This is a genomic window from Arthrobacter sp. zg-Y820 (assembly GCF_030142155.1).
In the GTDB taxonomy this organism is placed as follows: domain Bacteria; phylum Actinomycetota; class Actinomycetes; order Actinomycetales; family Micrococcaceae; genus Arthrobacter_B.
The window spans coordinates 468,229-492,790 of the sequence record NZ_CP126247.1; the positions used below are offsets into that span (position 1 = coordinate 468,229).

The following is a 24,562-nucleotide window of genomic DNA, read 5'->3' on the forward strand; positions in this document are numbered from 1 at the left end:
GCAGCTGCCGGTGTGCAGACCCTGCCGAGACGCGGCTTTGCCGCCATATACTGAGCCATGCCTACCGCTCAGGATCCGGAAATTTCCGTGCGACCGCCACGGCGCAGCCGCCCCGCAGGTGAGCCGGAACCCTCGCAGGAACAATCGTCGCCGGACATCCCGGCGCAAACGCCGACACCACACATCCCGATACCATCACCGGCTTCCCTCGCCCGGCAGATCGCTGGACGAGTCGCCGGCGGGAATTCCGCGCCGCTGACGCCCGAGGGCCCCGCCGGGCTCCTGCTGCTGGCGTATCTGCGCGGGCAGTTTCTTGCCATGCTGGCGGAAGATCCGCGGGTGCGGGCAGATCGTGCCGACGCCGTGCACAAGATGCGGGTCAGCACCCGTCGGATGCGGTCGGCTCTGGCGAGTTACCAGCGGGTGCTGGCCCCGGAGCCGGCGCGGACCGTGCGGAACGAACTCAAGTGGCTGGCCGGAGTTCTGGGCGCCGCCCGCGACGCACAGGTTCTGCGTGCCCGGTTGCACGCTCTGGTGAACGAGCAACCTGCCGAGCTGGTGATGGGACCGGTGCTGCAGCGCATCGACGAAGAGTTGCTGGGTGATTACGCCGCGGCGCATGCGGCGGTTGCCGGCGAGCTCGACGGCGTCCGCTACCGCCGTCTGCTGGAACAGCTCGAGGCGGTGGTGACCCGTCCCGACTTCACGGCCGCCGCAGAGGCGCCGGCCGCCGTAACGGCGGGCCGCATGCTGCAGCGCGACCGCAAGCGCCTGCACCAGCAGGTTCGGGATGCCCGTTCTGCCCGCAGTGATGATCATCGGGCACAAGCGCTGCACGACGCACGCAAAGACGCCAAACGGCTGCGCTACGCGGCCGAGGTCGCCCAGCCGGTGCGTGCCGACGACGTCACCGTGCTCATCGCCGGAGCCGAGCACGTACAAAAGATCCTCGGCGAGCACCAGGACAGCGTGGTGAGCCGCGACTACCTGCGCCGGTTGGGAGCCGCAGCGGCGGACCCCGGCCAGAACGGGTTCACCTTCGGACGGCTGCATGCCCTGGAGGAGGAGCGCGGAGAAACAGCCCGGAAGCAGTTCCGCAAGGCGTGGGCAACCTTTCCCCGGGTGGCCTGACCTGCCTGACTGGCCTGACCGGGAACGTCCGAGCCCGGCATGTCCGGACGGAGGTATCCCAGGACGGAGGTATCCGAGATGGACCCGGCCTCGCCCTGGGCGCCGCTGCGGCGCCGGATGTTCCTCATTCTGTGGCTGGCCAACCTCGGGTCCAACATCGGCACCTGGATGCAGACCGTCGGCGCGCAGTGGTACCTGGTGGAAAACAGCTCCAACGCGGCAGTGGTATCCCTGGTCCAGACCGCCAATCTGGCGCCCACCCTGCTGTTGGGCCTCGTGGCAGGGGTGCTCGCTGATGCCTTCAACCGCCGGCGCCTCATTTTCGGCGCGAACCTTTTTGCCGCCGCTGCCGCCGGCACGTTGACCGTCATAGCGGCGCTGGGCCTGCTGGATCCGGATTCGCTGCTGCTGTACACGTTCCTGATCGGCTGCGGCGTGGCCCTGAGCGCGCCGGCGTGGCAGGCCATCACGCCGGCGCTGGTTCCCCGCCGGGAAATCCGCGCCGCGGCGGCGCTGAGCAGTGTCGCGGTCAATGCCGCCCGGGCGGTGGGGCCCGCCGTGGCCGGTGTGCTGGTCTCCCTCCTGGGCCCGTCCTTCGTCTTCGGGCTCAACGCCGTTTCCTTTCTGGGCACGGCCGCCGCTGTTTATGCGTGGCGCTCACCTGCCGAGCCGGAGGATCCCGAGCGGATGGGAGAGGCCCTTGCCGCCGGCATGCGCTACATCCGGGCGGCTCCGCGGATCCGCCGTATCCTGCTCCGGACGGCGCTCTTCATGGTGCCTGCCAGCGCGCTCTATGCGCTGCTGCCCGTCGCCGTAAACGGCCACCTCCGTCTCGGGTCCACCGGATACGGACTGCTATTGGGGGCGCTGGGCGCAGGTGCCATTGTCGGCGTCGTACTGCTGCCCCGCGTCCAGGACCGGTTCAACGACAGCGTGATGCTGGGCCTCGCCGCTGCCGTCTTCGGAGCGGGGACATTTGCCGCCGGGTCCTTTCCCGCCGCAGTGCTGGCCGTCCTGCTGGTGTTCGCGGGGATCGCCTGGATTGCCACCTTCTCCATCCTCAACAGCGCCATGCAGCTCACGCTGCCGGAGTGGGTGCGTGCCCGCGGGCTCTCCGTCTACCTCATGGTGACCACCGGTGCGCAGGCGCTGGGCGCCGTCGTCTGGGGCTCGCTGGCAACCGTGTACGGCTATGGTCCGGTGCTGGCGGCGGCGGGACTCGTCCTGGCCGCCGCGGGCGTGAGCGTGTCGGTGCTGCCGCTGCTGCCCCGCACCGGCCGGCTGGACCGCAGCGTGGCTGAAGCGGACCTGGGGATCGAGCCGACGCAGGAGCCGGCGCCCGACGCCGGCCCGGTCACCATCCTTATCGCTTACGAGCTTGCTCCGGACAAGGCAGCGGACTTCGTGCACCTGATGCACGAGGTGCGCCTTTCCCGGATGCGGACCGGAGCGCGGGACTGGGAGCTGGTGCACTCAGTGACTGACTCCAGCCAGTTCCGCGAGATTTACGACGTCGCCACCTGGCGCGAGTACCTGCGCCAGGAACAGGAGCGCACCACGGGGGAGGACCGGAAGGTGATCGACCAGGCAGCCGGGCTGGCCGAGACGGAACCGCGCATCCGGTGGTTCCTTCCGGCGTCGGCCTGATGCCGGGCCAGCCTCCGGGCTAGGCCAGCTGTTCGCGCACCAGCGGGGCAACCTCGGTGCCGTACAGACGGATGCAGTTCATCATCAGCTCATGAGGGAGGGTGCCCAGGCTGTATTTCAGGTCAAAGCGGCTCAGCTCCAGTTCCCGGGCCACCCTGACGATCTTGGCGGCGACGGTTGCGGGCGAGCCAATAAACAGGGCGCCCTCGGGGCCGGCCGAGGCAAGGTAGTCGCTGTGCGTGGTCGGGCTCCAGCCGCGCTCGCGGCCGATCCGGTTCTGCATCCGCTCGAAATGCGGCCAGGCCTCCTCGAGCGCCTGCTCATCAGTGGCGGCAATGTAGCCGGGGGAGTGGGCGCCCACCGGGAGCAGAGGCTGGCCGAACTGGGCCAGTGCCCGCTTGTACAGGTCCACGAACGGTGCGAAGCGTGCCGGTTCCCCGCCGATGATCGCCAACATCAGGGGCAGGCCGTAGTGGGCGGCCCGGACCACGGACTGCGGAGTGCCGCCGACGGCGATCCACACCGGAAGCTTCCCGCCGGCGGTGGGCGGATATACCCGCTGGTTCTGCAGCGGTGCCCGGGTGCTGCCGCTCCACGTCACCGGGGTTTCGCGGCGCAGCTCGGTGAAGAGCTCCAGCTTTTCCTCGAAGAGTTCGTCGTACTGGGCCAGATCCAGCCCGAACAGCGGAAAGGACTCAGTGAAGGAGCCGCGGCCCAGGATCACTTCGGCGCGGCCGTTGGAAACGGCATCCAGCGTCGAAAAGCGCTGAAAGACCCGGATCGGATCATCGGAGCTCAGGACGGTGACCGCCGACCCGAGCCGGATCCTGCTGGTTTGCCCGGCGATCGCGGCGAGGACCACCTCCGGTGCCGATACCGCGAAATCCTCCCGGTGGTGTTCTCCGACGCCGATGAAGTCGACGCCGACCGAGTCCGCCAACACCGCCTCGGCCACGACGTTGCGCAGAACCTGGTGCTGTGGAAGCCGTTCACCGGCCGGGTCCGACGTCACGTCGCCGAAGGTGTCCAACCCGAGTTCCAGCCGCTGTCCCATGGTGCTCCCTGTTCGCGCAAACTTCATGAATTTGCATCTAGTCTAGCCGCGGCCTTCGGTGCGAACTCACACCGCCCGAGGCTCCCGGGATTTCATTGAGTGATCGTCCCACCGGATAGACTTGGGGACGGCCGCCGGGCGTTTTCCGGGGTCACTTTTGGATCAGCCGCAGATGGTGCAAGCGATCAAGCGATCAAATGATTAGTTGAGGTATTTTGCGAGACTTTAGTGCACGTCTGGCCACCGCCGACGAGAGAGACAAATGGGACAGCCACGTGCAGTCCAACCCGTGCGGCGGCAACGTGCTGCAGTCCGCTTCGTACGCGGAGGTCAAGTCCCACCACGGATGGAATCCCATCCACTTGGTGTTCACCGGCCGCGGCTACACGACGTACAACCTGGCGATCGAAAAGAAGGTTCCCGGCCTGGGCAGCCTCTGGTACCTGATTAAGGGACCGGACGTCGCTGAGCCGTCCCACGTGCCCGAGGTCCTGGATGCGCTGCGCCGGTTCATCAAGGAGACCAAGCGAAACGTGTTCGCCGTGAAGGTGGAACCGGACATCGTTGACAGTGCCGAGGTGCGGGCCCAGTTCGAGGGCGCCGGCCTGGTCAAGACCTTCAACCTGCAGCCCAATGACTCCACGGCGCTGCTGGACACCACACCGGACATCGAGCAGGTCCTGAAGAACATCTCTTCGCGCGGCCGCAACGCCGTCCGCCGGGCAATCCGTGAAGGCGCCGACGTGCGCCGGGTGGAGCCCACCGAAGAGAATATGCGCACCATGTACAAACTCATGAGCCATATCGAGGACCGTTCCGCGGCGCGGATGCGCTCCTACGAGTACTACCACCGCTTCTGGTCCAACTTCGTGGCTGCGGGTCAGGGCCGGTTCTACTTTGCCTTCGAAAACGGAGAACCCACGGTGGGTGCCTTCGTCATCGCCTACGGCAAGAAGGGTACGTACAAGGACGGCGGCTCCAAGCCCCGCCGCAACCAGTACGGAGACTCGCACCTGGTTCAATGGACGGCCATCACCGAACTGAAGGAAGACTTCGGCATTGAGCAGTACGACTTCTGCGGAACGCCTCCGAGTGACCAGCTGAAAAACAAGGAACATCCCCACCATGGGCTGGGGCTGTTCAAGACCAGCTTCTCGAAGACCGTCACGGACTTCGTGGGCTGCTACGACTTGGTCCTGGACCCGCTGCGGTACAAGATCTGGAACGCCATCGGTGAACGCGTCGCGCGGCAGATTTACTGGCGCCGGCACCAGCAGCCGTTCTACTAACAGCAAGTGCGCCTGAACGGATTTCAGGCAACAGAGGCGAAAGGGTGAGTCCTTTGGAAAACACGTCCGATGCAGACCGCCAAAAGCCTGCACAGAACCCCGATCCGATGGTGGGACTGATACCGGTCATCCGGCGTCCCGGGCAGGAGTCGTCCGCCGGGCAGGAGTCCGCCGGGCAGGAGTCTGCCGGGCAGGAGTCCGCCGGGCAGGAGTCCGCGGGGCAGGAGTCTGCCGGACAGGAGTCTGCCGGACAGGAGTCCGCCGCAGGGCAGCCCAGGACCGGGCACCCCAGGACAGAGCAGCAGCCCCGGGCATCAGGGGCTAAAAAGGCACCCGCGGGTGCCAAGGTGCGGCGTCCCGCTGCGCCCGGCAAGGCACCGAAGGGATCGGCTTCCAAGAGCACCATGGGGCTCCCCACCGGTCCGGGGGGCTTCGGGCTGAGGAGCACCAAACCCAAGCCGCCTCCCCCCACCACCTCGGTGATGCTGACGCCCTCCAAAGGCACCTCGGGCGGACTGGGCTCCGGACGCATCCCGGGGTCCGGGTTTGGCAGCGGCAAACCCGGAAAGCCCGCTGGCACAACCCAGCCGCCGCGGAAGCCCCGCTCCCGCAAGACGGTGCCGGGTCAGCAGCACACCAGCGCCGGCAGCGCTGCCCGGCAGCAGGACCGTTCATCGGCAGCCGCCCGGCGGATGCTGCGCAGGCTGGTCCAGGGGGAGACTCCTCCCACCCAGGCCATGTCCATCGTGGAGCGGTTGGCCGGTTCCCCGTACGCAAATCCCCTGGTGCGCACCGCCGGTCCCGATGCCTCGGCCCGGAAGACGCTGGACCTCGCCCTCAGCCTGGCGGAGACCATGTTCCGGTACGGTGCGGGTGCCCTGGAGGTGGAGACGGCGATTATCGCAGTCACTGCAGCCTTCGGCTTGGAAAGCATCGAGGTGGACATCACCAACCAGTCGGTGCTGCTGAACCACTCGCCCAAGGACCAGACACCCATCACCGTCATGCGGGTGGTCCGTTCCTGGACAAACAACTATGCAGGTCTGGGCCTGGTTCACCAGCTCGTGACGGACATCATCGACGGCGGACTGTCCCGTGCCGAGGCCGCCAACCGGCTCAACGAAATCACCCACCAGACGAAGCCGTTTCCGCGGTGGGGGGTGACGGCGTCAACCGGAGTGTTTTCCGCCGCGATCGTTGGCTTTATCGGCGGCGGGCCGCTGGCTTCCCTGGTGGCCTTCCTCAGTACGGTCCTGGTCAGCCTGCTGCAGCGCCTGCTGGGCCGCTGGCGGGTGCCGGACTTTTTCAGCACCGCCGCCGCGGGGTTCGTGGTCACTGCCATCGCCATGATCTTCTGGTCCTTCAACGTGCCGATTTCGCCGGGCATCGTGGTGGCCGGCGGCATCCTGCTGCTCCTGCCCACCGGGCGATTGGTCTCGGCAGTGCAGGATGCGATCAACGGCTTCCCGGTCACCGCCTCCGGCCGTTTCCTGTCCGCGTTCCTGACGTTCGGCGCGCTGGTCGCGGGCATCGCCGTCGCGCTGGTTGTGGGTGCCCTGGCCGGCATGCCGCGGCTGGACGTGACCAGCGTTACCGGATCCCAGTATCCGTTTGTGGTGACGATGCTGCTGCTGGCCGTGGCGCTGGCCACGATCTGTGTGGTGGAGCAGTCACCGATGAATCTGGTGCTGCCTACGGTCCTGACCGGAGCCGCGGGTTACCTGGTGTTCGAGCTGTGTGAGCTGGTGGGTCTGGGGCCCCGGCTCACGCCGGCTGTGGCGGCCGTCTTCATCGGCATGCTGGCCCGCATGATTGCCCTGCGGATGGGCGCGCCGCAGCTGATTGTTGCGGTTCCGGCGGTGCTCTTCCTCTTCCCGGGGCTGAGCATTTTCCGTGCCATGTACGGCCTGAGCGTCGGCTCGGACGACTTCACCGCCGGTGCCGTGGGGATCTTCAATGCGCTGACGGTGATCCTGGCAATCGCCGGCGGCGTGGTGATGGGAGACAACCTCGCCCGGCCGCTGACGCGGAGCCTTTCCGGCAACGACCGCCGGAACCGCCGCCGGTAGTCTGCGGAACGACCGGCCGCGGTTCTGCGGCCACACAGCAGGGCCGGCCTTAGCTGGAAAGAGGGCCCCGGAACGCAGGATCTAGAGGATCTTGCCGACCGGGGTCTTTTTTTCTGCCTGGAAGGCATCCTCGGTGCGTCCGGCGGCCCAGTATCCGGACAGGGACACCTGCCGGCGCTCGAGCCCGTGACCGGCGAAGAAAATATCGCGCAGCGCCTTCATAGCCTCCCGCTCGCCGTGCGCGAAGACCTGCACATCATTGTTCGGCCACGGTGCGGCAGCAACGGCTGCAGCCAGCAGGCCGGTGTTTCCGGCCGGCAGATCACCGCGGTACAACCAGGACACGGTGACCCCCGCGGGCGCCGTCAGCGGCTGCCGGTCCTCCGGACCGCCCACTTCCAGAAACACCTGTCCAACGGCGGAGGCCGGCAGGGCTTCCAGCACGGCGGCAGTGGCGGGCAGAGCGGACTCGTCAGCGGCGAAAAGGTACCATCCGGCGTCGGGATCGGGGCTGAAGGCTCCGGCCGGGCCGGCGAACGTTAAGGCCTCACCCGCTGTGGCCTGGGCAGCCCAGGGTCCGGCAAGGCCTTCGTCGCCGTGAACCACAAAATCGATGGCCAGCTCGCGGGCCGCTGAATTGACGCTGCGGATCGTGTAGGTGCGCGACACCGGCCACTCCTCACGGGGAAAATCCTGCCGCAGGGACTCGAGCTCGGACTTCCCGTCCAGCGGCTTGCCATCCGGGCCAAACCAGATTTTGCAGTAGGCATCGGCGCAGCCGTTCTCGACAAAACGCTCAAAGTTGGGGCCACCGGCGATGATGCGCACCATGTGCGGCGTCAGCTGCTCCCGCCGCAAAACCTCAAGGGTCAGCAGCGGGCGGGACCGCCGGGGAGCATCCTGCGCGGGCATCGCGGCGGGCACGGAACGGTCAGGCATGCGGTTCTCCTCGATCAACGGGTTTCCCCTACCGTATCGCGTCCAACCGCCAGTCCACCGGCTCCGCTCCCTGCTGCAGCAGCAGCTCGTTGGTCCGGCTGAAGGGGCGCGAACCGAAGAACCCGCGCGACGCCGAGAGCGGGCTGGGATGGGCGGATTCAATCCGGGGAACCCCCTCCAACAGGGGAACGATGGAACGGGCGTCATTGCCCCAGAGCACCGCAACCAGCGGAGCGGGGCTGCCGTCCGGGGTCCGGCGGGCGACGACGGCGCGGACGGCCTGCTCGGTGATCTGTTCCCAGCCGCGCCTGCGGTGCGATCCGGCGCTGCCCGCCCGGACCGTCAGGACCCGGTTCAGCAGCAGGACGCCCTGATCGGCCCAGGCACTGAGGTCCCCGTGCGGGCTCGGGGGAATTCCCACATCCGCCGCGAGTTCCTTATAGATGTTGTTCAGGCTCCGCGGCAACGGACGTACGCCGCGGTCCACCGAGAAGGACAGCCCCACCGCGTGGCCCGGGGTCGGGTACGGGTCCTGGCCGATCAGCAGGACCTTGACGTCCGCGAGGGGGCGGGAAAACGCCCGAAGGATGTTTCCCGGGGACGGCAGCACGGCGGAGCCGGAGCGGCGCTCCTCCTCCAACAGGCCGGCGAGCCGATGCAGTTCCGGGGCGGCCGGAGCCAACGCCCGAGCCCAATCCGGTGCCATGACGTCGGCCAGGCGCGCCGGGGCCGCAAAGGGGAACGGTTCTGCCGCCTCGGCGCCGGCTCGCGACGCCGCAGCGCCGTCGTGCCCTGGGCCGTTGTGTCCTGGACTGTTGTGCTCTGGATCATTGGCCGGGAGGGGCGGGGTGGGCGGCAGCGAAAAGAGGGTCGGATCATTGGAACTCACCCTTCCAGCCTAGGCCCGGCGCGGTTCTGCGGTGCTCGCACGCCGTCGGACCGGAAGTTGTGACGCCGGCGGAACCACCCCGAATGACAAGGCTGTTATTTCCGAACTAGCATGGATGGGAAACCGACAACCGATCTGGGAGCATCCTGTGGCCGAAACAACCGAAGCCTTCTCAATGGACGGCACGGTTGACCCCGACAGTCCGCTCGGGGAACAGGAACAGCAGATGCTCGCGCTGGAGCGGGCCTGGTGGAAATACGCCGGGGCGAAGGAACAGGCCATCCGCGAGCTGTTCGGCATGTCCGCCACCCGTTATTACCAGGTCCTCAACGCGTTGATCGATACCGAGGACGCTCTGGCTCACGACCCGATGCTGGTCAAGAGACTGCGTAGACTACGTACCACCCGTCAGCGCGCGCGTACCGCCCGTCGTTCAGGCTCTGACGTCTAACCGGCGCCACCTGAGACCAAGGACAGATACCCAACCATGAGCAAATATCCCCGGGATGAGTTTGACAAGGTTCCCGAGACGTCGTCGCGGCAGGGTGTCCACCGGGAACGGCTGATCCCCTCGCGGTCGGGCAGTCTCGCCCTGATCATTACCGTCGGAGTGCTGGCCCTGGTTCTTGGACTCGCTGCTTATTTCGTCCTGCCGCGCCTGGGCATCGGACAGGGCGACGGCGCTTCGGCGCCCGCCTCGAATTCGTCCACCCCCGCGGAAAGCCCGGAATCGCGGCCCGCTGGGACGGAAACGGCGGAGCCCGCACCGTCTGCCAGCCCCACGCCGAGCGCCTCGCCGAGCCCCACGCCGTCGCCGACCCCAGCAGCCGTCGTGGACCGGTCCCAGCCTGTGGTGGTGCTGAACGCAAGCGGCATCGGGGGACTCGGAGCCAACGTCTCGGCACTGATTGCGGCCGACGGCTGGACCACCGCACAGGTCGCCAACTGGGGCGGAACGCCCCTGCAAACGTCAGTCATTTTCTACGGCAACGCCGAGCAGCTGCCGAACGCGCAGGAGCTGTCGAGGGTACTGGGCATCCCCAACCTCCGCGAGTCCCCGGAGTTTACTTTGGTGACCGTCGCGCCCGGCCCCGGGTTCCAGTAACCGGCCGAAAGAGCCCCCGACCGTAAAAACTCCATAACGATCCTGCATCCACGTTTGTGGCCCGGATCACGCTGGCTAAAGTGAGTGCCAGCCGTGCGACGCCGGCCCGGGACCAGGCAAGGATATCCGCCCAACCCAGGCCGCCTGTCCGCCGGACCGTTCCGCCACGGCATCCGGCGGAACGAACGAGCGAAACAAGGTTGGAGAAACGCAATGGCGCAGGGGATCGTCAAATGGTTCAACGGGGAAAAAGGGTACGGGTTCATCACGCTGGACGAGGCCCAGACGGATGTTTTCGTGCATTGGTCTGCGATCCAGGCGTCGGGGTACCGCACGCTGGAAGAAGGCCAGCGCGTGGAGTTTGAAATTGGAGAAGGCCAGAAAGGTCCGCAGGCGGAAGACGTGCGCACCGTTTAGCGGCGGACCGCCGCAGCCGAGGCGGCGGCCCCGGTCCGGGGCTGCCGCCGTTTTCGTGCGCCGGGAGATCGCGCCGGACCCGCGGCGCACCTGTGTTGATGAATGTGACGACGGCAGCGATGAGCCGTGATCGCTTGCACTCAGTGTGTGGGAGTGCTAATTATTGACTTAGCACTCTTGCCGTATGACTGCTAAATGCGGTCGGCGTTGAGTGAAAAAGCAAGCCACTGAGGTGAGGACCTGCGGGAGCGTAAAGAGATCGCCCCTCAAGGTCCGTCCGTCGCGGGCACCGCAGTCTGGAATGCAACATCCTGCAGCAAGCATGACTGTTCCGAAAGGACGAAAGCCGTTATGGCCAAGATCATTGCATTTGACGAAGAGGCCCGCCGCGGCCTTGAGCGCGGACTGAACATCCTCGCCGACGCCGTGAAGGTCACGCTGGGCCCGCGCGGCCGCAACGTGGTCCTCGAAAAGAAGTGGGGCGCACCCACCATCACGAACGACGGCGTTTCCATCGCCAAGGAGATCGAGCTCGACGATCCCTACGAAAAGATCGGCGCCGAGCTGGTCAAGGAAGTTGCCAAGAAGACTGACGATGTTGCCGGTGACGGCACCACCACGGCAACCGTCCTGGCCCAGGCCCTGGTCAAGGAAGGCCTGCGCAACGTTGCCGCCGGCGCCGACCCGCTGAGCCTGAAGCGCGGCATCGAGAAGGCTGTCGAGGCCGTCACGGCCGAGCTGCTGTCCTCTGCCAAGGAAATCGAAACCAAAGAGCAGATTGCTGCCACGGCTTCCATCTCCGCCGGTGACCAGCAGATCGGCGACCTGATCGCCGAAGCTCTGGACAAGGTCGGCAAGGAAGGCGTCATCACCGTCGAAGAGTCCAACACCTTCGGCCTTGAGCTTGAGCTCACGGAAGGTATGCGCTTCGACAAGGGTTACATCTCCGGATACTTCGTGACTGACGCTGAGCGCCAGGAAACGGTTCTGGAAGACCCGTACATCCTGATCGTCAACTCGAAGATCTCCAACGTCAAGGATCTCGTTGCGGTCCTCGAGAAGATCATGCAGTCCGGCAAGCCGCTGCTGATCATCGCCGAAGACGTTGAGGGCGAAGCCCTGGCGACGCTGGTTGTCAACAAGATCCGCGGCACGTTCAAGTCGGTTGCCGTCAAGGCTCCGGGCTTCGGCGACCGCCGCAAGGCCCAGCTCGCAGACATCGCCATCCTCACCGGTGGCCAGGTCATCGCCGAGGAAGTCGGCCTGAAGCTGGAAAACGCCACGCTGGACCTGCTGGGCAAGGCTCGCAAGGTCGTTGTCACCAAGGACGAGACCACGATCGTGGAAGGCGCCGGTGACCCCGAGGAAATCGCGGGCCGCGTCAACCAGATCCGTGCCGAGATCGAGAACTCCGATTCCGATTACGACCGCGAGAAGCTGCAGGAACGCCTGGCCAAGCTGGCCGGCGGCGTTGCAGTCATCAAGGCCGGCGCAGCCACTGAGGTTGAGCTGAAAGAGCGCAAGCACCGCATTGAGGACGCTGTCCGCAACGCCAAGGCTGCGGTTGAAGAAGGCATCGTCGCCGGTGGCGGCGTTGCCCTCATCCAGGCCGGCCTGAAGGCCTTCGCCAACCTCAACCTTGAGGGTGACGAAGCAACGGGCGCGAACATCGTGCGCGTAGCCATCGATGCTCCGCTGAAGCAGATCGCCTTCAACGCAGGCATGGAGCCGGGCGTTGTTGTCGACAAGGTTCGCGGCCTGCCCGAAGGCTGGGGCCTGAACGCTGCAACCGGCGAGTACGAAGACCTGCTGGCTGCCGGCGTCAATGACCCGGTAAAGGTGACCCGCTCTGCCCTGCAGAACGCGGCCTCCATCGCCGGTCTGTTCCTGACCACCGAAGCAGTGGTTGCCGACAAGCCCGAAAAGGCTGCACCGGCAATGGGCGGCGGCGACGAAATGGGCGGCATGGGCGGTATGGGCGGCTTCTAGCAGCCCTGGACCGTTCCGGCCCTGGACCGTCTGGTGCACGCCGGAACGGTCTGACCCGGAACGGTCCGCCCTGACGCGCTGCTGATTGAAGCAGCGCGTTGAACGACTGTTCGGCGCGCGAGTATTTCAGCGCAGCACACCTGTTTCAGTACACCTGGTTCAGTGCAGAGGCGCGGCATCCCCGAGGGGATGCCGCGCCTCTTGCGTTCCGTGTGCTGCCGGCTGCCTGCTATCTTCTGCCTGCGGCGTCCAGTTCGTGTTCTGCCCGCGCGCCTTGGCCGCGGTTCAGTGGCGGAACAATGCGACGTTGGCGGCCTCAGTTTCGGCGTACTGCACCGAGGCATAGCCCAGTGCTTGATTGATGTTAGTCAGGGATTCCTCCACCTTGGCCTGCGTGCTGCGCCATTCCGCGACCAGCGACTGGAAGTTCGCCGAGGCCTGCCCCTGCCATGACTCGCTGAGTGACTGCAGCCCGGACTGCATCCGGTTGATATCCGACTGCAACCGATCGATCGTGCCTCGGACCTCGGCGCTTTTTGCATCCAGGGCCTCGCTGTCCACTGAGACTATTGCCATTGTTCTAGCTCCCTTCGAAAGGTCATTGAGCCTTCGACGCTAGGCCAGGGGGCGGCACTTTCGGCCTCGGAGCCGCAGGCCGTGGACAACGTCGGCGAAAACGGCTCCTGAGCAGCCCTGTGGAGGACGAAAGCTGTGGAGGACAGGAGCTGTGGAGGAGCACATGAGAGAGATGGAGGAGCACCGCAGAGCTGTGGAGGAGGACGGGACCGTGCGGCAAGACCGCCGGGAAGACTTCCCCGGCTAGGTGCTCCGGTCGGCGTCGAAATCTTCCGGGGCCCGGTAGGGCAGCCGGATGGACATCGTGGCGCCGCCGCCTTCGGTGTCCGAGAGGCGGACAGTGCCGTCGTGCTGAGCCACCAGCGCCGCGACGATGGCGAGGCCAAGGCCGGTGCCCCCGGTTTCTCGGTAGCGGGAGGAGTCAGCGCGGTAGAAGCGTTCAAAGACGCGCGCGGCGTCTTCCTCCGAGATGCCGGGGCCATGGTCCCGCACCTCCAGAACCGCGTCTGAGCGGTTGTGGATGACGGGGGCCACTCCCACGGCAATCTCGATGGGGGACCCGTCGGGCGTGTAGCGCAGGGCATTGGTGATCAGGTTCGCCACGACCTGCCGCAGCCGGGCCTCATCACCGACGGTGGGTGCCGGCCGGGGCTGCTGGCCGTCCAGCCCGACGACCCGGATCTCCCGTCCGGGAGAGCTGGCGCGGGCGTCCATTGCGGCATCATTGCCCAGCAGCATCAGGTCAACCGGCTCGTATTCCAGCGGCCGCTGTTCATCCACCCGCGCCAGGGTGAGCAGGTCTTCGACGAGCTGGCCCATCCGTTTGGCTTCGCTCTCGATGCGGCCCATGGCGGCGGAAATCTCTTCGGGTTTTTGCAGTGCTCCGTGGCGGTACAGCTCCGAGAATCCGCGGATGGTCACCAGCGGTGTGCGCAGCTCGTGGGAGGCGTCCTGAACGAAGCGGCGCATTTTCTGCTCCGATTTGGTCCGGGCGGCAAAAGCGGTTTCGATGTGGGCCAGCATGGCATTCAGCGACCGGGACAGCCGGCCGATTTCAGTAGCGGGATTGCCAAGGTCGACGCGCCGGGAGAGGTCACCGGCGGCAATGGCTGCCGCGGTTTTCTCCACCTGGCTCAGCGGCCGGAACTGGCGTGTGACGGCCCAATAGGCAATGCCCGTGGCGCCCAGGGTACCGAGCAGCCCCACTGAGAAGACCAGTGAGGCGGCCTCGTCCACTGTCGCAGCAACGGAGTCCAGCGGCAGGGCCACTGCCACCGCGCCTGAATTTTCCAGGGCGAACACCTTTACCCGCCAGCCCTTGCTGCCCGGCATTGTGCCGGCGACGGTTTTGCCCTGCTGGTCCAGTTTCCGCACCTCTTCTGCGGTGTAGTGCGGGACTACCGGGGTGTCCACGCCGGGATCGGAATGCGTTTCCGGCCCGTAGCTGCCGTCATCGGCCAGGTACAGGCCGTAGAACTGGAACAGCGAGGTATCGGTCGGCGGTCCGTTCGACACGAGGTAGCGCGAGACGGCCGGCGCATTTTCGGCAATCTCGACGTCCAGACGGGTCACCAGGATCTGCCGCAGCACGTAAATCGTGGCCAGCCCGGTAATGGTTACGGTGACAACCATGAGGACGGCCATGATGGCCACGAGCTGGGATCGCAGCGAGGCCGATTTCCAGCGGCGGAGCAAGGCTTAGCGCTTCTCCGACGTGCGCAGCAGGTAGCCAACGCCGCGCTTGGTCTGAATCAAAGCCGGAGCATCCGGACTGCGGTCGATCTTGCGGCGCAGGTACGAAATGTAGGACTCCACGATGGAGGCATCGCCGTTGAAGTCGTATTCCCAGACGTGGTCCAGGATCTGGGCCTTGGACAGCACCCGGTTGGGATTGAGCATCAGATAGCGCAGCAGCTTGAACTCGGTGGGGGAGAGGTCAACGGTGACGCCGCCGCGGCGCACCTCGTGGGCGTCGTCGTCGAGCTCGAGGTCATCCACGCGGAGGACGGCGTCGTCGTCGTCCATCGGCTGGGTGCGCCGCAGCACGGCGCGGATTCGGGCCACCACTTCGTCGAGGCTGAACGGCTTGGTGACGTAGTCGTCGCCGCCCACGGTCAGGCCGGTGACCTTGTCCTCTGTGTCGTCGCGCGCGGTCAGGAAGACCACCGGGAAGTGCTGGCCGGCCGCGCGCAGCCGCCGGGTCAGGGTGAATCCGTCCATGTCCGGCAGCATCACGTCCAGGACAGCGAGGTCCGGGGTGTGGGCGTCGACGGCGGCCAGGGCCTCGCGGCCGTTGGCTGCGGCGACGACGTCGAAGCCGGCGAAGCGTAGCGAGGTGGACAGCAGTTCGCGAATATTGGGCTCATCATCCACTACGAGGAGACGAGCTTCAGGTCCGGATGATTTATTCACTTCCCCAGTTTCTTACATTTAGCTGTGCGTTGTCTGTAGGGACGCACGATGGATACTGAAAGTGTCCAGTGAACCGGTCCGGTTTGCCGGTTTGCGGAACCGTCGGGCGCAGGAGCGGCGCGTTTCGTGTCCTGCCTTCCGGCACGACTGCGAAACACCCAGGTATAGGGATTGCTGCCGGCGAGCAGCACATCGTCCTCGCGGGCCCCGGCGTCCACCCACTGGCAGTACCAGGACGGCAAGAGAACCCGCGGCAGATGGATCACCGAGGCTACAACCAGCATCAGCACCAGCGCTCCCGCCAGGAGGAGGGTGTCGCTGACGAATTGAGGTGCCCCCAGCACGGTGAATATGGTTCCCGTCATGCCGATCGCAATCAGCAGCCCGCCATAAAACATGGTGAAGCCGAAGTAGGAGTGGTTACCCAGTTCGTAGGGCTGCTGCTGCGGGGCCCACCGGCGCCAGATGCCCCGGTAGGCAGCGATACCAGGGACCAGCATGGCTGCCGCCAACGCATAAATTCCCAGCCAGACCAAAATCTCACTTGCCATTGAGAATCTCAGAACTCCTTTACAGCGTCGCTGGGCATCCTGCGCTGCGGATCTCCGCGCAGGAGCCCCACGATACTGCCGACTCCAGTGCCGGGATGGTGCCGCGCCGGAGGAATTGAAGCTGCGTCCGGAGCGCTAGACGGGCTTTTCGATATCCGAGGCGTCCAGGATGGAATAGGCGTAGCCCTGTTCCGCGAGGAACCGCTGGCGCTTCGCCGCGAAGTCCTGGTCCAGGGTGTCCCGGGCCACGACGGTGTAGAAGTGGGCTGACTTGCCGTCGGCCTTGGGCCGCAGCAGCCGCCCGAGCCGCTGGGCCTCTTCCTGCCGGGAGCCGAAGGAGCCGGAGACCTGCACCGCCACCGAGGCCTCGGGCAGGTCGATGGAGAAGTTCGCGACCTTGGACACCACCAGCGTGTTCAGGCGCCCCTCACGGAATTCGTTGAACAGCCGCTGGCGTTCCTTGACCGGGGTGTCGCCCTTGATCACCGGGGCGTCCAGCCGTTCGGCCAGCTCGTCCAGCTGGTCCAGGTACTGGCCGATCACCAGCGTCTGCTCCCCGGCGTGCCGGCGCACCAACTGTTCGACGACGGCGGACTTGGTCTCGGAGGTGGAGCACAGCCGGTACTTGTCGCCGTCCTCGGCCATGGCGTAGGCCACCCGCTCGTCCCGGGGCAGGTCCACCCGGACCTCGACGCACTCGGCCGGCGCGATGTAACCCTGTGCCTCGATGTCCTTCCACGGTGCGTCGTAGCGCTTGGGACCGATCAGCGAAAAGACCTCGCCCTCGCGGCCGTCCTCCCGCACCAGGGTGGCGGTCAGGCCGAGCCGGCGGCGCGCCTGCAGATCTGCGGTCATCCGGAAGATCGGCGCGGGCAGCAGGTGCACCTCGTCGTAGATGATCAGGCCCCAGTCGTTCGCATCCAGCAGTTCCATGTGCGGATACAGCCCGCCGCGCTTGAGCGTCAGCACCTGGTAGGTGGCGATGGTGACCGGACGGACTTCCTTGACCGCGCCGGAGTACTCGCCGATTTCGTCCTCGGTCAGGGAGGTGCGCTTGAGCAGCTCATCCTTCCACTGCCGGGCGGAAACGGTGTTGGTGACCAGGATCAGGGTGGTCGTGCAGCTGGTGGCCATGGCGGCGGCACCGACCAGGGTCTTGCCCGCACCGCAGGGCAGGACGACGACGCCGGAACCGCCGGCCCAGAAGTTCTCAGTGGCCAGCTTCTGATAAGGGCGCAGCGCCCACCCGTCCTCGTTAAGCAGGATGGGATGCGGAGCGCCGTCCACGTAGCCCGCCAGATCCTCAGCCGGCCAGCCCAGCTTGAGCAGCAGCTGCTTGAGCTGGCCCCGCATCGAGGACTGCACCACCACGGTTTCGCCGTCGATCCGCGGGCCCAGCAGCGGCTGGATCTTCTTGGCGTGCAGGACTTCCTCCAGCACCGGATAGTCGGTGGTGCGCAGCACCAGGCCGTGCAGCGGATCCTTTTCCAGGCGCAGCCGCCCGTACCGGGACATCGTTTCCTCGATGTCCACCAGCAGCGAGTGCGGCACCGGGAAACGGGAGTAGCTCAGCAGCGTGTTCAGAACCTGCTCGGCGTCGAGCCCTGCGGCCCGGGCGTTCCACAATCCCAGCGGGGTCAGCCGGTAGCTGTGGATATGTTCCGGGGCGCGCTCCAGCTCGGCAAAGGCCGCGATGGCATGCCGGGCCTCGGTCGCCTGGGGATGGTCCACTTCCAGCAGAATGGTTTTGTCACTCTGGACAATCAACGGTCCGTCAGCCATGCGCCGGGGTATCCTCCACTATTTCCACATCCATGATTCGGTGCACCGACACCACTCTCTCTACGTCCCGGCGGGGGTCAAAGACCCGCACCCGGCCGTCGGTGACTGATAAAGGAACAAAGATTTCCTGCCGCTGATTCCCCTGGCCGTCCACCACGCCCATCCGGACCGAGCTTCGGGTCCGGATGGCCTCGCGCAGGATCTCCAGGCCGACGAGCGGCTCGCTTTCACTGCGGCCGGCCACCGGCGGCCCCTCGCCGCGGAGGGCTGCCAGCTGGTTCGCGACGTCGTCGTCGGTCAGTTCCCAGGGGTTGAGCCGGGTTTTCGACGTCGGTGCCACAGTCACCGGGGGATGCGCGTGGGACCCGGCCACCGGCCGGGCACGCCCCTCCAGCGCCGGTGCATAGCCGAGCTCGCGCAGGGTGTAGGAGAGTTCCTGGGCGCTGGCGACCGACCCGACGACGGTGGCCGACAGCCGCACCAGGCCCAGGGAAGCAGTGCGCGGGTCTGCAAGCAGCCCGGTGAGGCCGTCTTCATCGTCGCTGCGCAGGTAGGACGCCGCGGCGCCCACCCGCAGGCGTCCGTAGCGGGAAGCAGTGTCCTCCACCAGATACTTCAGCGGCTGGGGAACCTCCGTGGCGGAATGCCGGCGCAGGAAATCCAAGATTCCGGCGGCGTCCTGCCCGGCGTCCAGAGCCCTGCGGATGGAATCAGCTGAGAACCGGTAGATCGCGGCCGGCCCCTGGCCCTCGGCGTCGGAGATGGACGCCAACCGGCGCGCGACGCCGGGTTCCAGATAGCCGGGGGCCACCGCAGTCAGGTCCGCCTGCAGCAGGAACGCGTTCAGCGGTTCCGGAAGAGCATCGCGCAGACGCTCCAGCGCGCCGTCCCAGTCACTGCGGGCCACCGCGGCCCCCAGATCGGTCAGGGCCCCGGAACCCAGCAGACCCAGCTGGGCTGCTTCCTTTAGGATTCCCGGCACCAAACGCGCGAACCGCCGCTGAAGCCGCGGCTGGTGCCAGGTCAGGGCGCTGACCAGTGCCTCGGCGTCGAGGGCACCGGTAGTGCCTTCCTCACGGACGTCGTCGTCGGCCAGCTGGGCGAGCATTTCCAGGGCCCGCTGCCGCACCAGGGGAGCGTCCGGCCGGGACGCCTCAGCGGCCAGGGCATTGATCGCTCCGCCGCCGGGGAGCGGGCTGCCGACCAGCGAGGGGGCACGATCTGCATCCAGCCAGGCTGAGACCAGTTGCTTCCACTGGTCCTGCCGGTCCGAGGTCAGCCAGCTGCCTTCCGTGGCGCACCACCGCGACGTCGTGACATCCAGGGACAGCAGCCCGGCCAGGGCGGCAAGTTCGAGCAGCCATGCGGTGGCGGGGGCGTCGATGCGAAGGGCCTCCGAAACGCGGCGCACTTCCCGCACCCCGACGCCGCCTGAACGGAGGGTGCCGACGGGGGTGGACTTCGCGACCGCCACGAGCTCAGTGACCAGGCGGAGGGTTTCCGCCACTGCGCCGAAGGCGGCGTTGTCACGGACGTTGTCCGCGACCCGGCGGGTCACCGGAGCCGGTGGTTGGAGCTTGAAATCGGAGACGATGACATGGCCGCGGGACGCCTGCCCCACCGGACGGGGAAGTTCGACGTGCAGTGCATCCAAGGGAACCAGCAGGCCGCGGGCCATTAGCCACTCCACCGGGGTGGGAGAGGGGTTGTCCAGCACGGCACGGCCCATGGCGGCCTTTTTCGGGATGGCGCCGACGGGGGAGTACTTGAAGCGCCGCAGCAGGTCCAGGGTCTGAGCCGGGGCGTCGGCCATCAGCGTTGCCCAGCCGGCCGGGTCCGACACCAGATGGTGCAGGGAGTGTGCAGCGGTGATGGGGGTGTCGGCCCGCTCCATCGCGATGCCGCTCCGGCGCAGTCCCTCCACGATTCCGACCAGACGCTGGCCGAATTCCGGATGCTGCACTGCCAGGGTGGAATACGGGCGGCCCAGGCCCGCCGGATACGCGCCCAGCGCTTCGCCGAGGACCGCGACGGGCAGATAGAACCGGCGGCCGGCGTCGGCCTTGGGTGCGCCGGGATGGGGTGTGGCACGGCGCAGCAGTGCCAGGGCATGCAGGTGATTCAGGATGGAATCCAGCGACTTGATGGTCGAACCGGCGATGGCGCTTTTCAGCCATGAAGCGGTGGTGCTGAGGTGGGAGTCCTCGTTGGTGGTCAGGTCGACGGCCTCGAGAACCTGCAGCTCCGGAGACGTCAGTTTTTCCAGCGCCCGCTGGACACTGATCCGGGTGGAGGCACGGGCGGCGAGGGCCTGAAAATCGGGAACCGGGGGCAGGATCAGATCCGGTCTGGCCGCAAGCAATTCACGCAGCTGGTCATCGCTGCGTGCAGCTAGATCTTCGGCTAAAGCTCGGATCGCGGACATCGTCTCCACGTTACCCGACGCGGCAGCAAAATGGACGGATCAGCCGCGTCGCCTGCGGCGGATTCCATCAATTACCAGGCCTGCCATTAGGAGGAATGCGACGGGGAGGCCGTAAAAGGCGCCAGCGGCGAAGCCCGGCCAGACGCTCTCTCCGCGCAGTCCCGAGAGCAGGACGGCACAGAGGCAGAGCAATCCCGCCACCGCGATCAGGGCCGCCGCTCCGGTCAGGATCCGGCGCCACCGCGGCCCTTCCGGTGCAGTTCGGTGCGGTGCCCGTCCGGGGGAAGGTGTGCTGGTGTCCATGGCGCTTAACGCTAACAGCGGAAATGAGCCGGTCCAAAGGCCCGGCACCGGGAACGAATACCCGGGCGGGATATTCTAAAGGAAACAGACTTCCCCGTAGTATCTCTCCCGTAGTATCTGGAAGAACAGCATCTGGACGAACCCAGTACCTCTGGGAGTACCGGGCCGTGGACTCCGGCACACGGCTGGCACTGCGGGTTGCGGAACACTGCGGCAGTTTCTGCTGCCGCACTCATTAGCTAAGAACGAGGTAACCGAAGTGCCCATCGGCAAGGTCAAGTGGTTCGACACTGGTAAAGGTTTTGGGTTCCTGGCCACGGACGAGGGACAGGAAGTTTTCCTTCATGCCTCGGCCCTTCCGCCCGGTGTGACCGAGGTGAAGCCGGGTACCCGAATGGAGTTCGGCGTAGCCGACGGCCGCCGGGGACCGCAGGCGCTTTCGGCCCGCATCCTGGAGGCCCCGCCGTCGGTGGCTCGGGCCACGCGCAAGAGCGCCGACGACATGGCTGTTATTACTGAAGACCTTATTAAACTGTTGGATGCAGTCTCGAACGGCCTGCGCAAGGGCCGTTACCCCGACAAGAAGCATGCCACCAAGGTTGCGGCCGTTCTGCGCGCCGTTGCCGATGATCTGGACGTATAAGGCGGAGCCGCTGCATGACCATGAGCGCAACATCATCCTCTGAAGCTGTTACTGAGCAAACCTCCCGGAATGAACCAGCCTCCTCGGCTGAGCAGGCTGAATCAGCTCCGGCGAAGGCACCCAGGCGCGCTGTGCGCCGTCCGTCCAAACCTGATGCCCTGCTGGCCGCTGCAGTCGAGACGGCCCGGGCCGGGCTCCTGGAAGTGGTTCCGGCTGAGCAGATCGGCACCTACGCGGGGGCCTTCCCCGACGCCGAACGCCTGGTCACGCACCGTTTCGAGGCGCTGCGTCCGGGGTACAACGGCTGGCAGTGGTACGCCACGGTAGCGCGCGTGCCGCGCGGCAAGGTGGCCACGGTCTGCGAAGTCGGGCTGTTGCCGTCGGAAAACGCGGTCCTGGCCCCGGAATGGGTGCCGTGGTCGGACCGGCTGCGCCCGGAAGACGTCGCGGCGGAGGAAGCTGCCCAGGCGCAGGAGCGCGCCGCTGCGCTCGCTGAAGCCGGGGACAATCATTCCGGGAACGACGGCGCACCGGACAATCATTCCGGGAATGACGACACGAATGACGACGGCGGTGCGGAACCCCCTGCCGGCCGCGACAAGGCAGGAACCCGGGAGGACTACTAGTCCAGTGGGTCCGGGGGCAGGCGTCATCCACAATTCCTTAGGCCGGTGGTGAACGGTGTTCCGTTCGCTTCGGCTCTTTAACTACCGCATCTGGTTTCTGGGCGCCTTGGTGTCGAACATCGGCACCTGGATGCAGCGGACCGCCCAGGACTGGCTGGTTTACGACATCCTCACGGAGCAGGATGCGGCCGCCATGGGCATCGTCATGGCGCTGCAGCTCGGCCCGCAGCTGTTGCTGGCACCGTGGGCCGGGCTGATCGCCGACACCTACAACCGGCGAAAGGTACTGCTCTTCACCCAGGTGGCCATGGCCGCACTGGGCCTGGGGCTGGGGGTGCTGGTGCTCTCCGGGGCCGCCCAGCTGTGGCATGTCTACGCCTTTGCCCTGGCACTGGGCGTGGTCTCGGCAGTGGATGCACCGGCACGGCAGAGTTTCGTCTCGGAAGTCGTCGAAGAAACTGACCTGCCCAACGCCGTCGCACTGAACAGCGCCTCCTTTAACGGTGCACGCATGGTTGGTCCGGCTGTGGCCGGCCTGCTCACGGTCGCCGTGGGGCCGGGCTGGGTCTTCCTCATCAATACCCTGACCTTTGCGGCGATGGTCCTGGCGCTGCTCAAGATGCGCAGCAGCGAACTGCGGGTCCTGCCCAAGTCGCCTCCGGGGAAGGGCCGCATCAGGGCTGGGCTGCGGTATGTCCGCTACCGCCCCGACCTGATGATGGTGCTGCTGGCCATTTTCATTGTCGGCACCTTCGGACTGAACTTCGCGGTCTACATCGCGGCCATGGCCCGCACCGAGTTTGGGCAGGACGCCGGAGTCTTCGGGCTGCTGAACTCAGTGATGGCCATCGGATCCGTGTCCGGGGCGCTGCTCTCGGCACGGAGGGACAAACCCCGGCTGCGGTTTATCTTCGGAGCGGCCGGAGCGTTCGGGCTGGCCTGCCTGCTTGCCGCCGCAGCTCCCACGCTGCTGTGGTTTGCGCTCTCCCTGATTCCGGTGGGTCTTTTTGCCCTGACGCTGATGACCAGTGCCAACGCCTATGTCCAGACAACCACCGAACCGGTGATGCGCGGACGAGTCATGGCGCTGTACTTCGCCATCTTCATGGGCGGCACGCCCCTCGGTGCCCCGCTGGTGGGCTGGGTGTCCAACAGCTTTGGCCCGCGCTGGAGCTTGGGGGTCGCTGCGGCTTCGGGCCTGATCGCGGCGCTGCTGGGCTTTATTTGGGCCTGGCGGTCACATCACTTGCGCATTTCCTATGACCGCACGCGGCCCCGCCGGCTGCATCTGACCACTCGTGAAACGGATCCTGACCCGGACACGGTGTAGTTGACACGGTGCAGTGTCCTGCCCTGCTGAACCGCGGTGCCGGTTCGGGCAAGCAAAAGGCCGGCCGCGGAAGCGGCCGGCCTTTCATCTGGGCCGGAAGTTCTTGGGCCTGGAGTTCTTAGGCCGGGATGTCTTTGAGCTACGAATTCTCGATCACGAAGTCAATGCACTTCAGCAGTGCGCTGACGTCATCCGGTTCGATGGCCACGAAGGTGGCGATGCGCAGCTGATTGCGGCCGAGCTTGCGGTACGGTTCCACGTCCACGATGCCGTTGGCGCGCAGCGTCTTGGCGATGGCTGCGGCATCTATGCTGTCGTCAAAATCGATGGTGGCGATGACGTTCGACCGGTCCTCGGGGCGGGCCACGAACGGTGTGGCCACAGGTGAGGCCTGCGCCCAGGAGTAGATCCTGCCCGCCGAATCGGCGGTGCGGTCGGTGGCGAACTTCAGGCCGCCGTTCGCGTTCAGCCATTCAATCTGTGCGTTGAGGGTCACCAGCGTGGACAACGACGGCGTGTTGTACGTCTGGTTCAGCCGTGAGTTGTCGATGGCTGTCTGCAGGTTCAGGAAGTCCGGGATCCAGCGGTCCGTGGAATTGATCCGTGCGGCCCGTTCCAGCGCCGCGGGGGAGAACATGCCCAGCCACAGACCGCCGTCGGAGGCAAAGTTCTTTTGCGGCGCAAAGTAGTAGACGTCGGATTCGGCCAGGTCCACGTGCAGGCCGCCCGCGGCAGAGGTGGCATCGATCAGGACCAGGGAGCCGTCGTCGGCCCCCTGCACGCGATGCACCGGGGCGGCGACACCGGTGGAGGTCTCGTTCTGGGGCCAGGCGTACACATCCACGCCCGCTTCGGCCACCGGCTCGGGCCGCGTACCGGGCTCTGCCTTAATGATGGAGGAGCCGGCCAGGAAGGGCGCCTTGTTGGTGGCGGCTGCGAATTTGGACCCGAACTCGCCAAAGGACAGGTGCTGGGCCTTGTTTTCCACCAGGCCGAAGGATGCAACGTCCCAGAATGCCGTGGACCCGCCGACACCGAGAACTACTTCATACCCGTTCGGGGCGCCAAACAGGCCGGAGAGTCCTTCACGGATGCTGCTGACGAGGTTCCGCACGGGAGCCTGCCGGTGCGAGGTGCCCAGCAGGTTGGCACCGGCGCGGGACAGGGCCTCAATTTGCTCCGGACGCACCTTCGAGGGGCCGGCACCGAACCGCCCGTCCAGGGGAAGGAGTTCAGCGGGAATCTTGAGTGCGGCGGTTTCGCCCATGGGTATCGCTCCAAGCGGTAGGCAGGGTGCTCTGATGTGCTTTTCCATTCTGCCCCACCGCCCCGGCTCCCAGCCATTCGTTACCGCCGGCAGCGGGAGTGCGGCGACTCGCGGAATT

Annotated in this window: 21 protein-coding genes; 11 read left to right on the forward strand and 10 right to left on the reverse strand. The window is 66.4% G+C overall.

The genetic code is table 11. From position 1 onward, the window contains the following. The first annotated feature begins 57 nt into the window (after positions 1–57). Positions 58–1,131: a CHAD domain-containing protein gene (locus QNO08_RS02180; protein WP_229968454.1), complete on the forward strand. Its 1,074-nt coding sequence runs from the start codon at positions 58–60 to the stop codon at positions 1,129–1,131. A gap of 78 nt (positions 1,132–1,209) precedes the next feature. Continuing rightward, positions 1,210–2,778 (forward strand): MFS transporter, encoded by a 1,569-nt coding sequence (locus tag QNO08_RS02185; protein WP_229968457.1) that lies wholly within the window; start codon positions 1,210–1,212, stop codon positions 2,776–2,778. Positions 2,779–2,797: 19 nt separating this feature from the next. Here QNO08_RS02185 and QNO08_RS02190 read toward each other — a convergent pair whose 3' ends face one another. After that, entirely contained in the window at positions 2,798–3,832 is a 1,035-nt protein-coding gene (locus QNO08_RS02190) for an LLM class flavin-dependent oxidoreductase (RefSeq protein WP_229968471.1), read from the reverse strand. Positions 3,833–4,047: 215 nt separating this feature from the next. Here QNO08_RS02190 and QNO08_RS02195 point away from each other — a divergent pair, with 215 nt between their 5' ends. Beyond that, positions 4,048–5,121, forward strand: a complete 1,074-nt coding sequence (locus tag QNO08_RS02195) for a lipid II:glycine glycyltransferase FemX (protein ID WP_229968459.1) — start codon at positions 4,048–4,050, stop codon at positions 5,119–5,121. A 53-nt stretch (positions 5,122–5,174) separates the two neighbouring features. Further along, positions 5,175–7,190, forward strand: a complete 2,016-nt coding sequence (locus QNO08_RS02200) for a threonine/serine exporter family protein (RefSeq protein ID WP_349774902.1) — start codon at positions 5,175–5,177, stop codon at positions 7,188–7,190. An 81-nt stretch (positions 7,191–7,271) separates the two neighbouring features. Here the strand turns inward: QNO08_RS02200 and QNO08_RS02205 are convergent, their stop codons facing one another. Next, entirely contained in the window at positions 7,272–8,129 is an 858-nt protein-coding gene (locus QNO08_RS02205) for a siderophore-interacting protein (protein WP_229968461.1), read from the reverse strand. A gap of 28 nt (positions 8,130–8,157) precedes the next feature. Further along, positions 8,158–8,847 carry a uracil-DNA glycosylase gene (locus QNO08_RS02210; protein WP_269439264.1) on the reverse strand — a complete coding sequence of 230 codons (690 nt, stop codon included), beginning with the start codon at positions 8,845–8,847 and terminating at the stop codon, positions 8,158–8,160. Positions 8,848–9,193: 346 nt separating this feature from the next. Here QNO08_RS02210 and QNO08_RS02215 point away from each other — a divergent pair, with 346 nt between their 5' ends. The 4 genes from QNO08_RS02215 (at position 9,194) to groL (ending at position 12,529) form a co-directional block, all read left to right on the forward strand. Continuing rightward, positions 9,194–9,469, forward strand: coding sequence for a DUF3263 domain-containing protein (locus tag QNO08_RS02215; protein WP_229968476.1), 276 nt, complete (start codon positions 9,194–9,196; stop codon positions 9,467–9,469). A gap of 36 nt (positions 9,470–9,505) precedes the next feature. Next, entirely contained in the window at positions 9,506–10,123 is a 618-nt protein-coding gene (locus QNO08_RS02220; protein WP_229968463.1) for a LytR C-terminal domain-containing protein, read from the forward strand. Between the two features lie 213 nt (positions 10,124–10,336). Further along, positions 10,337–10,540, forward strand: coding sequence for a cold-shock protein (locus tag QNO08_RS02225; protein WP_229968465.1), 204 nt, complete (start codon positions 10,337–10,339; stop codon positions 10,538–10,540). Between the two features lie 351 nt (positions 10,541–10,891). Continuing rightward, the gene (gene groL, locus QNO08_RS02230; RefSeq protein ID WP_229968467.1) at positions 10,892–12,529 is read left to right on the forward strand and encodes a chaperonin GroEL; all 1,638 of its coding nucleotides are present in this window, start codon (positions 10,892–10,894) and stop codon (positions 12,527–12,529) included. A 285-nt stretch (positions 12,530–12,814) separates the two neighbouring features. Here groL and QNO08_RS02235 read toward each other — a convergent pair whose 3' ends face one another. From QNO08_RS02235 to QNO08_RS02260, 6 genes are all read right to left on the reverse strand, one after another. Then, the gene (locus QNO08_RS02235; protein ID WP_229968070.1) at positions 12,815–13,105 is read right to left on the reverse strand and encodes a WXG100 family type VII secretion target; all 291 of its coding nucleotides are present in this window, start codon (positions 13,103–13,105) and stop codon (positions 12,815–12,817) included. A gap of 243 nt (positions 13,106–13,348) precedes the next feature. Then, positions 13,349–14,800 (reverse strand): sensor histidine kinase, encoded by a 1,452-nt coding sequence (locus QNO08_RS02240; protein WP_229968072.1) that lies wholly within the window; start codon positions 14,798–14,800, stop codon positions 13,349–13,351. A gap of 3 nt (positions 14,801–14,803) precedes the next feature. Beyond that, the gene (locus tag QNO08_RS02245) at positions 14,804–15,517 is read right to left on the reverse strand and encodes a response regulator transcription factor (protein ID WP_229968073.1); all 714 of its coding nucleotides are present in this window, start codon (positions 15,515–15,517) and stop codon (positions 14,804–14,806) included. Beyond that, a complete protein-coding gene (locus tag QNO08_RS02250; RefSeq protein ID WP_229968075.1) occupies positions 15,514–16,068 on the reverse strand; it encodes a hypothetical protein in 555 nt (184 codons plus the stop codon). The genes QNO08_RS02245 and QNO08_RS02250 overlap by 4 nt, the downstream gene beginning before the upstream one ends. Positions 16,069–16,203: 135 nt before the next feature. After that, entirely contained in the window at positions 16,204–17,850 is a 1,647-nt protein-coding gene (locus QNO08_RS02255; protein ID WP_229968077.1) for a DNA repair helicase XPB, read from the reverse strand. Further along, on the reverse strand, positions 17,843–20,275 hold the full coding sequence (locus QNO08_RS02260; protein WP_229968079.1) for a helicase-associated domain-containing protein: 2,433 nt from the start codon (positions 20,273–20,275) through the stop codon (positions 17,843–17,845). Before QNO08_RS02260 ends, QNO08_RS02255 begins: the two co-directional genes overlap by 8 nt. Positions 20,276–20,837: 562 nt before the next feature. Between QNO08_RS02260 and QNO08_RS02265 the strand changes: the two genes are divergently transcribed. From QNO08_RS02265 to QNO08_RS02275, 3 genes are all read left to right on the forward strand, one after another. Continuing rightward, on the forward strand, positions 20,838–21,221 hold the full coding sequence (locus QNO08_RS02265; RefSeq protein ID WP_229968084.1) for a cold-shock protein: 384 nt from the start codon (positions 20,838–20,840) through the stop codon (positions 21,219–21,221). A gap of 131 nt (positions 21,222–21,352) precedes the next feature. Beyond that, positions 21,353–21,847: a DUF3027 domain-containing protein gene (locus QNO08_RS02270; protein ID WP_229968086.1), complete on the forward strand. Its 495-nt coding sequence runs from the start codon at positions 21,353–21,355 to the stop codon at positions 21,845–21,847. A gap of 55 nt (positions 21,848–21,902) precedes the next feature. Next, positions 21,903–23,177: an MFS transporter gene (locus QNO08_RS02275; RefSeq protein ID WP_229968088.1), complete on the forward strand. Its 1,275-nt coding sequence runs from the start codon at positions 21,903–21,905 to the stop codon at positions 23,175–23,177. 139 nt (positions 23,178–23,316) lie between these two features. On the opposite strand, the gene serC is transcribed toward QNO08_RS02275, so the two are convergent. Then, on the reverse strand, positions 23,317–24,444 hold the full coding sequence (serC, locus tag QNO08_RS02280) for a phosphoserine transaminase (RefSeq protein WP_229968090.1): 1,128 nt from the start codon (positions 24,442–24,444) through the stop codon (positions 23,317–23,319). Positions 24,445–24,562 lie beyond the last annotated feature (118 nt).

Coding starts and splice junctions, on each gene's coding strand:
- QNO08_RS02180 (WP_229968454.1), top strand. CDS start 58: ATGCCTACCGCTCAGGATCCGGAAATTTCCGTGCGACCGCCACGGCGC.
- QNO08_RS02185 (WP_229968457.1), top strand. CDS start 1,210: ATGGACCCGGCCTCGCCCTGGGCGCCGCTGCGGCGCCGGATGTTCCTC.
- QNO08_RS02190 (WP_229968471.1), bottom strand. CDS start 3,832: ATGGGACAGCGGCTGGAACTCGGGTTGGACACCTTCGGCGACGTGACG.
- QNO08_RS02205 (WP_229968461.1), bottom strand. CDS start 8,129: ATGCCTGACCGTTCCGTGCCCGCCGCGATGCCCGCGCAGGATGCTCCC.
- QNO08_RS02215 (WP_229968476.1), top strand. CDS start 9,194: ATGGACGGCACGGTTGACCCCGACAGTCCGCTCGGGGAACAGGAACAG.
- QNO08_RS02220 (WP_229968463.1), top strand. CDS start 9,506: ATGAGCAAATATCCCCGGGATGAGTTTGACAAGGTTCCCGAGACGTCG.
- QNO08_RS02225 (WP_229968465.1), top strand. CDS start 10,337: ATGGCGCAGGGGATCGTCAAATGGTTCAACGGGGAAAAAGGGTACGGG.
- groL (WP_229968467.1), top strand. CDS start 10,892: ATGGCCAAGATCATTGCATTTGACGAAGAGGCCCGCCGCGGCCTTGAG.
- QNO08_RS02235 (WP_229968070.1), bottom strand. CDS start 13,105: ATGGCAATAGTCTCAGTGGACAGCGAGGCCCTGGATGCAAAAAGCGCC.
- QNO08_RS02250 (WP_229968075.1), bottom strand. CDS start 16,068: ATGGCAAGTGAGATTTTGGTCTGGCTGGGAATTTATGCGTTGGCGGCA.
- QNO08_RS02255 (WP_229968077.1), bottom strand. CDS start 17,850: ATGGCTGACGGACCGTTGATTGTCCAGAGTGACAAAACCATTCTGCTG.
- QNO08_RS02260 (WP_229968079.1), bottom strand. CDS start 20,275: ATGTCCGCGATCCGAGCTTTAGCCGAAGATCTAGCTGCACGCAGCGAT.
- serC (WP_229968090.1), bottom strand. CDS start 24,444: ATGGGCGAAACCGCCGCACTCAAGATTCCCGCTGAACTCCTTCCCCTG.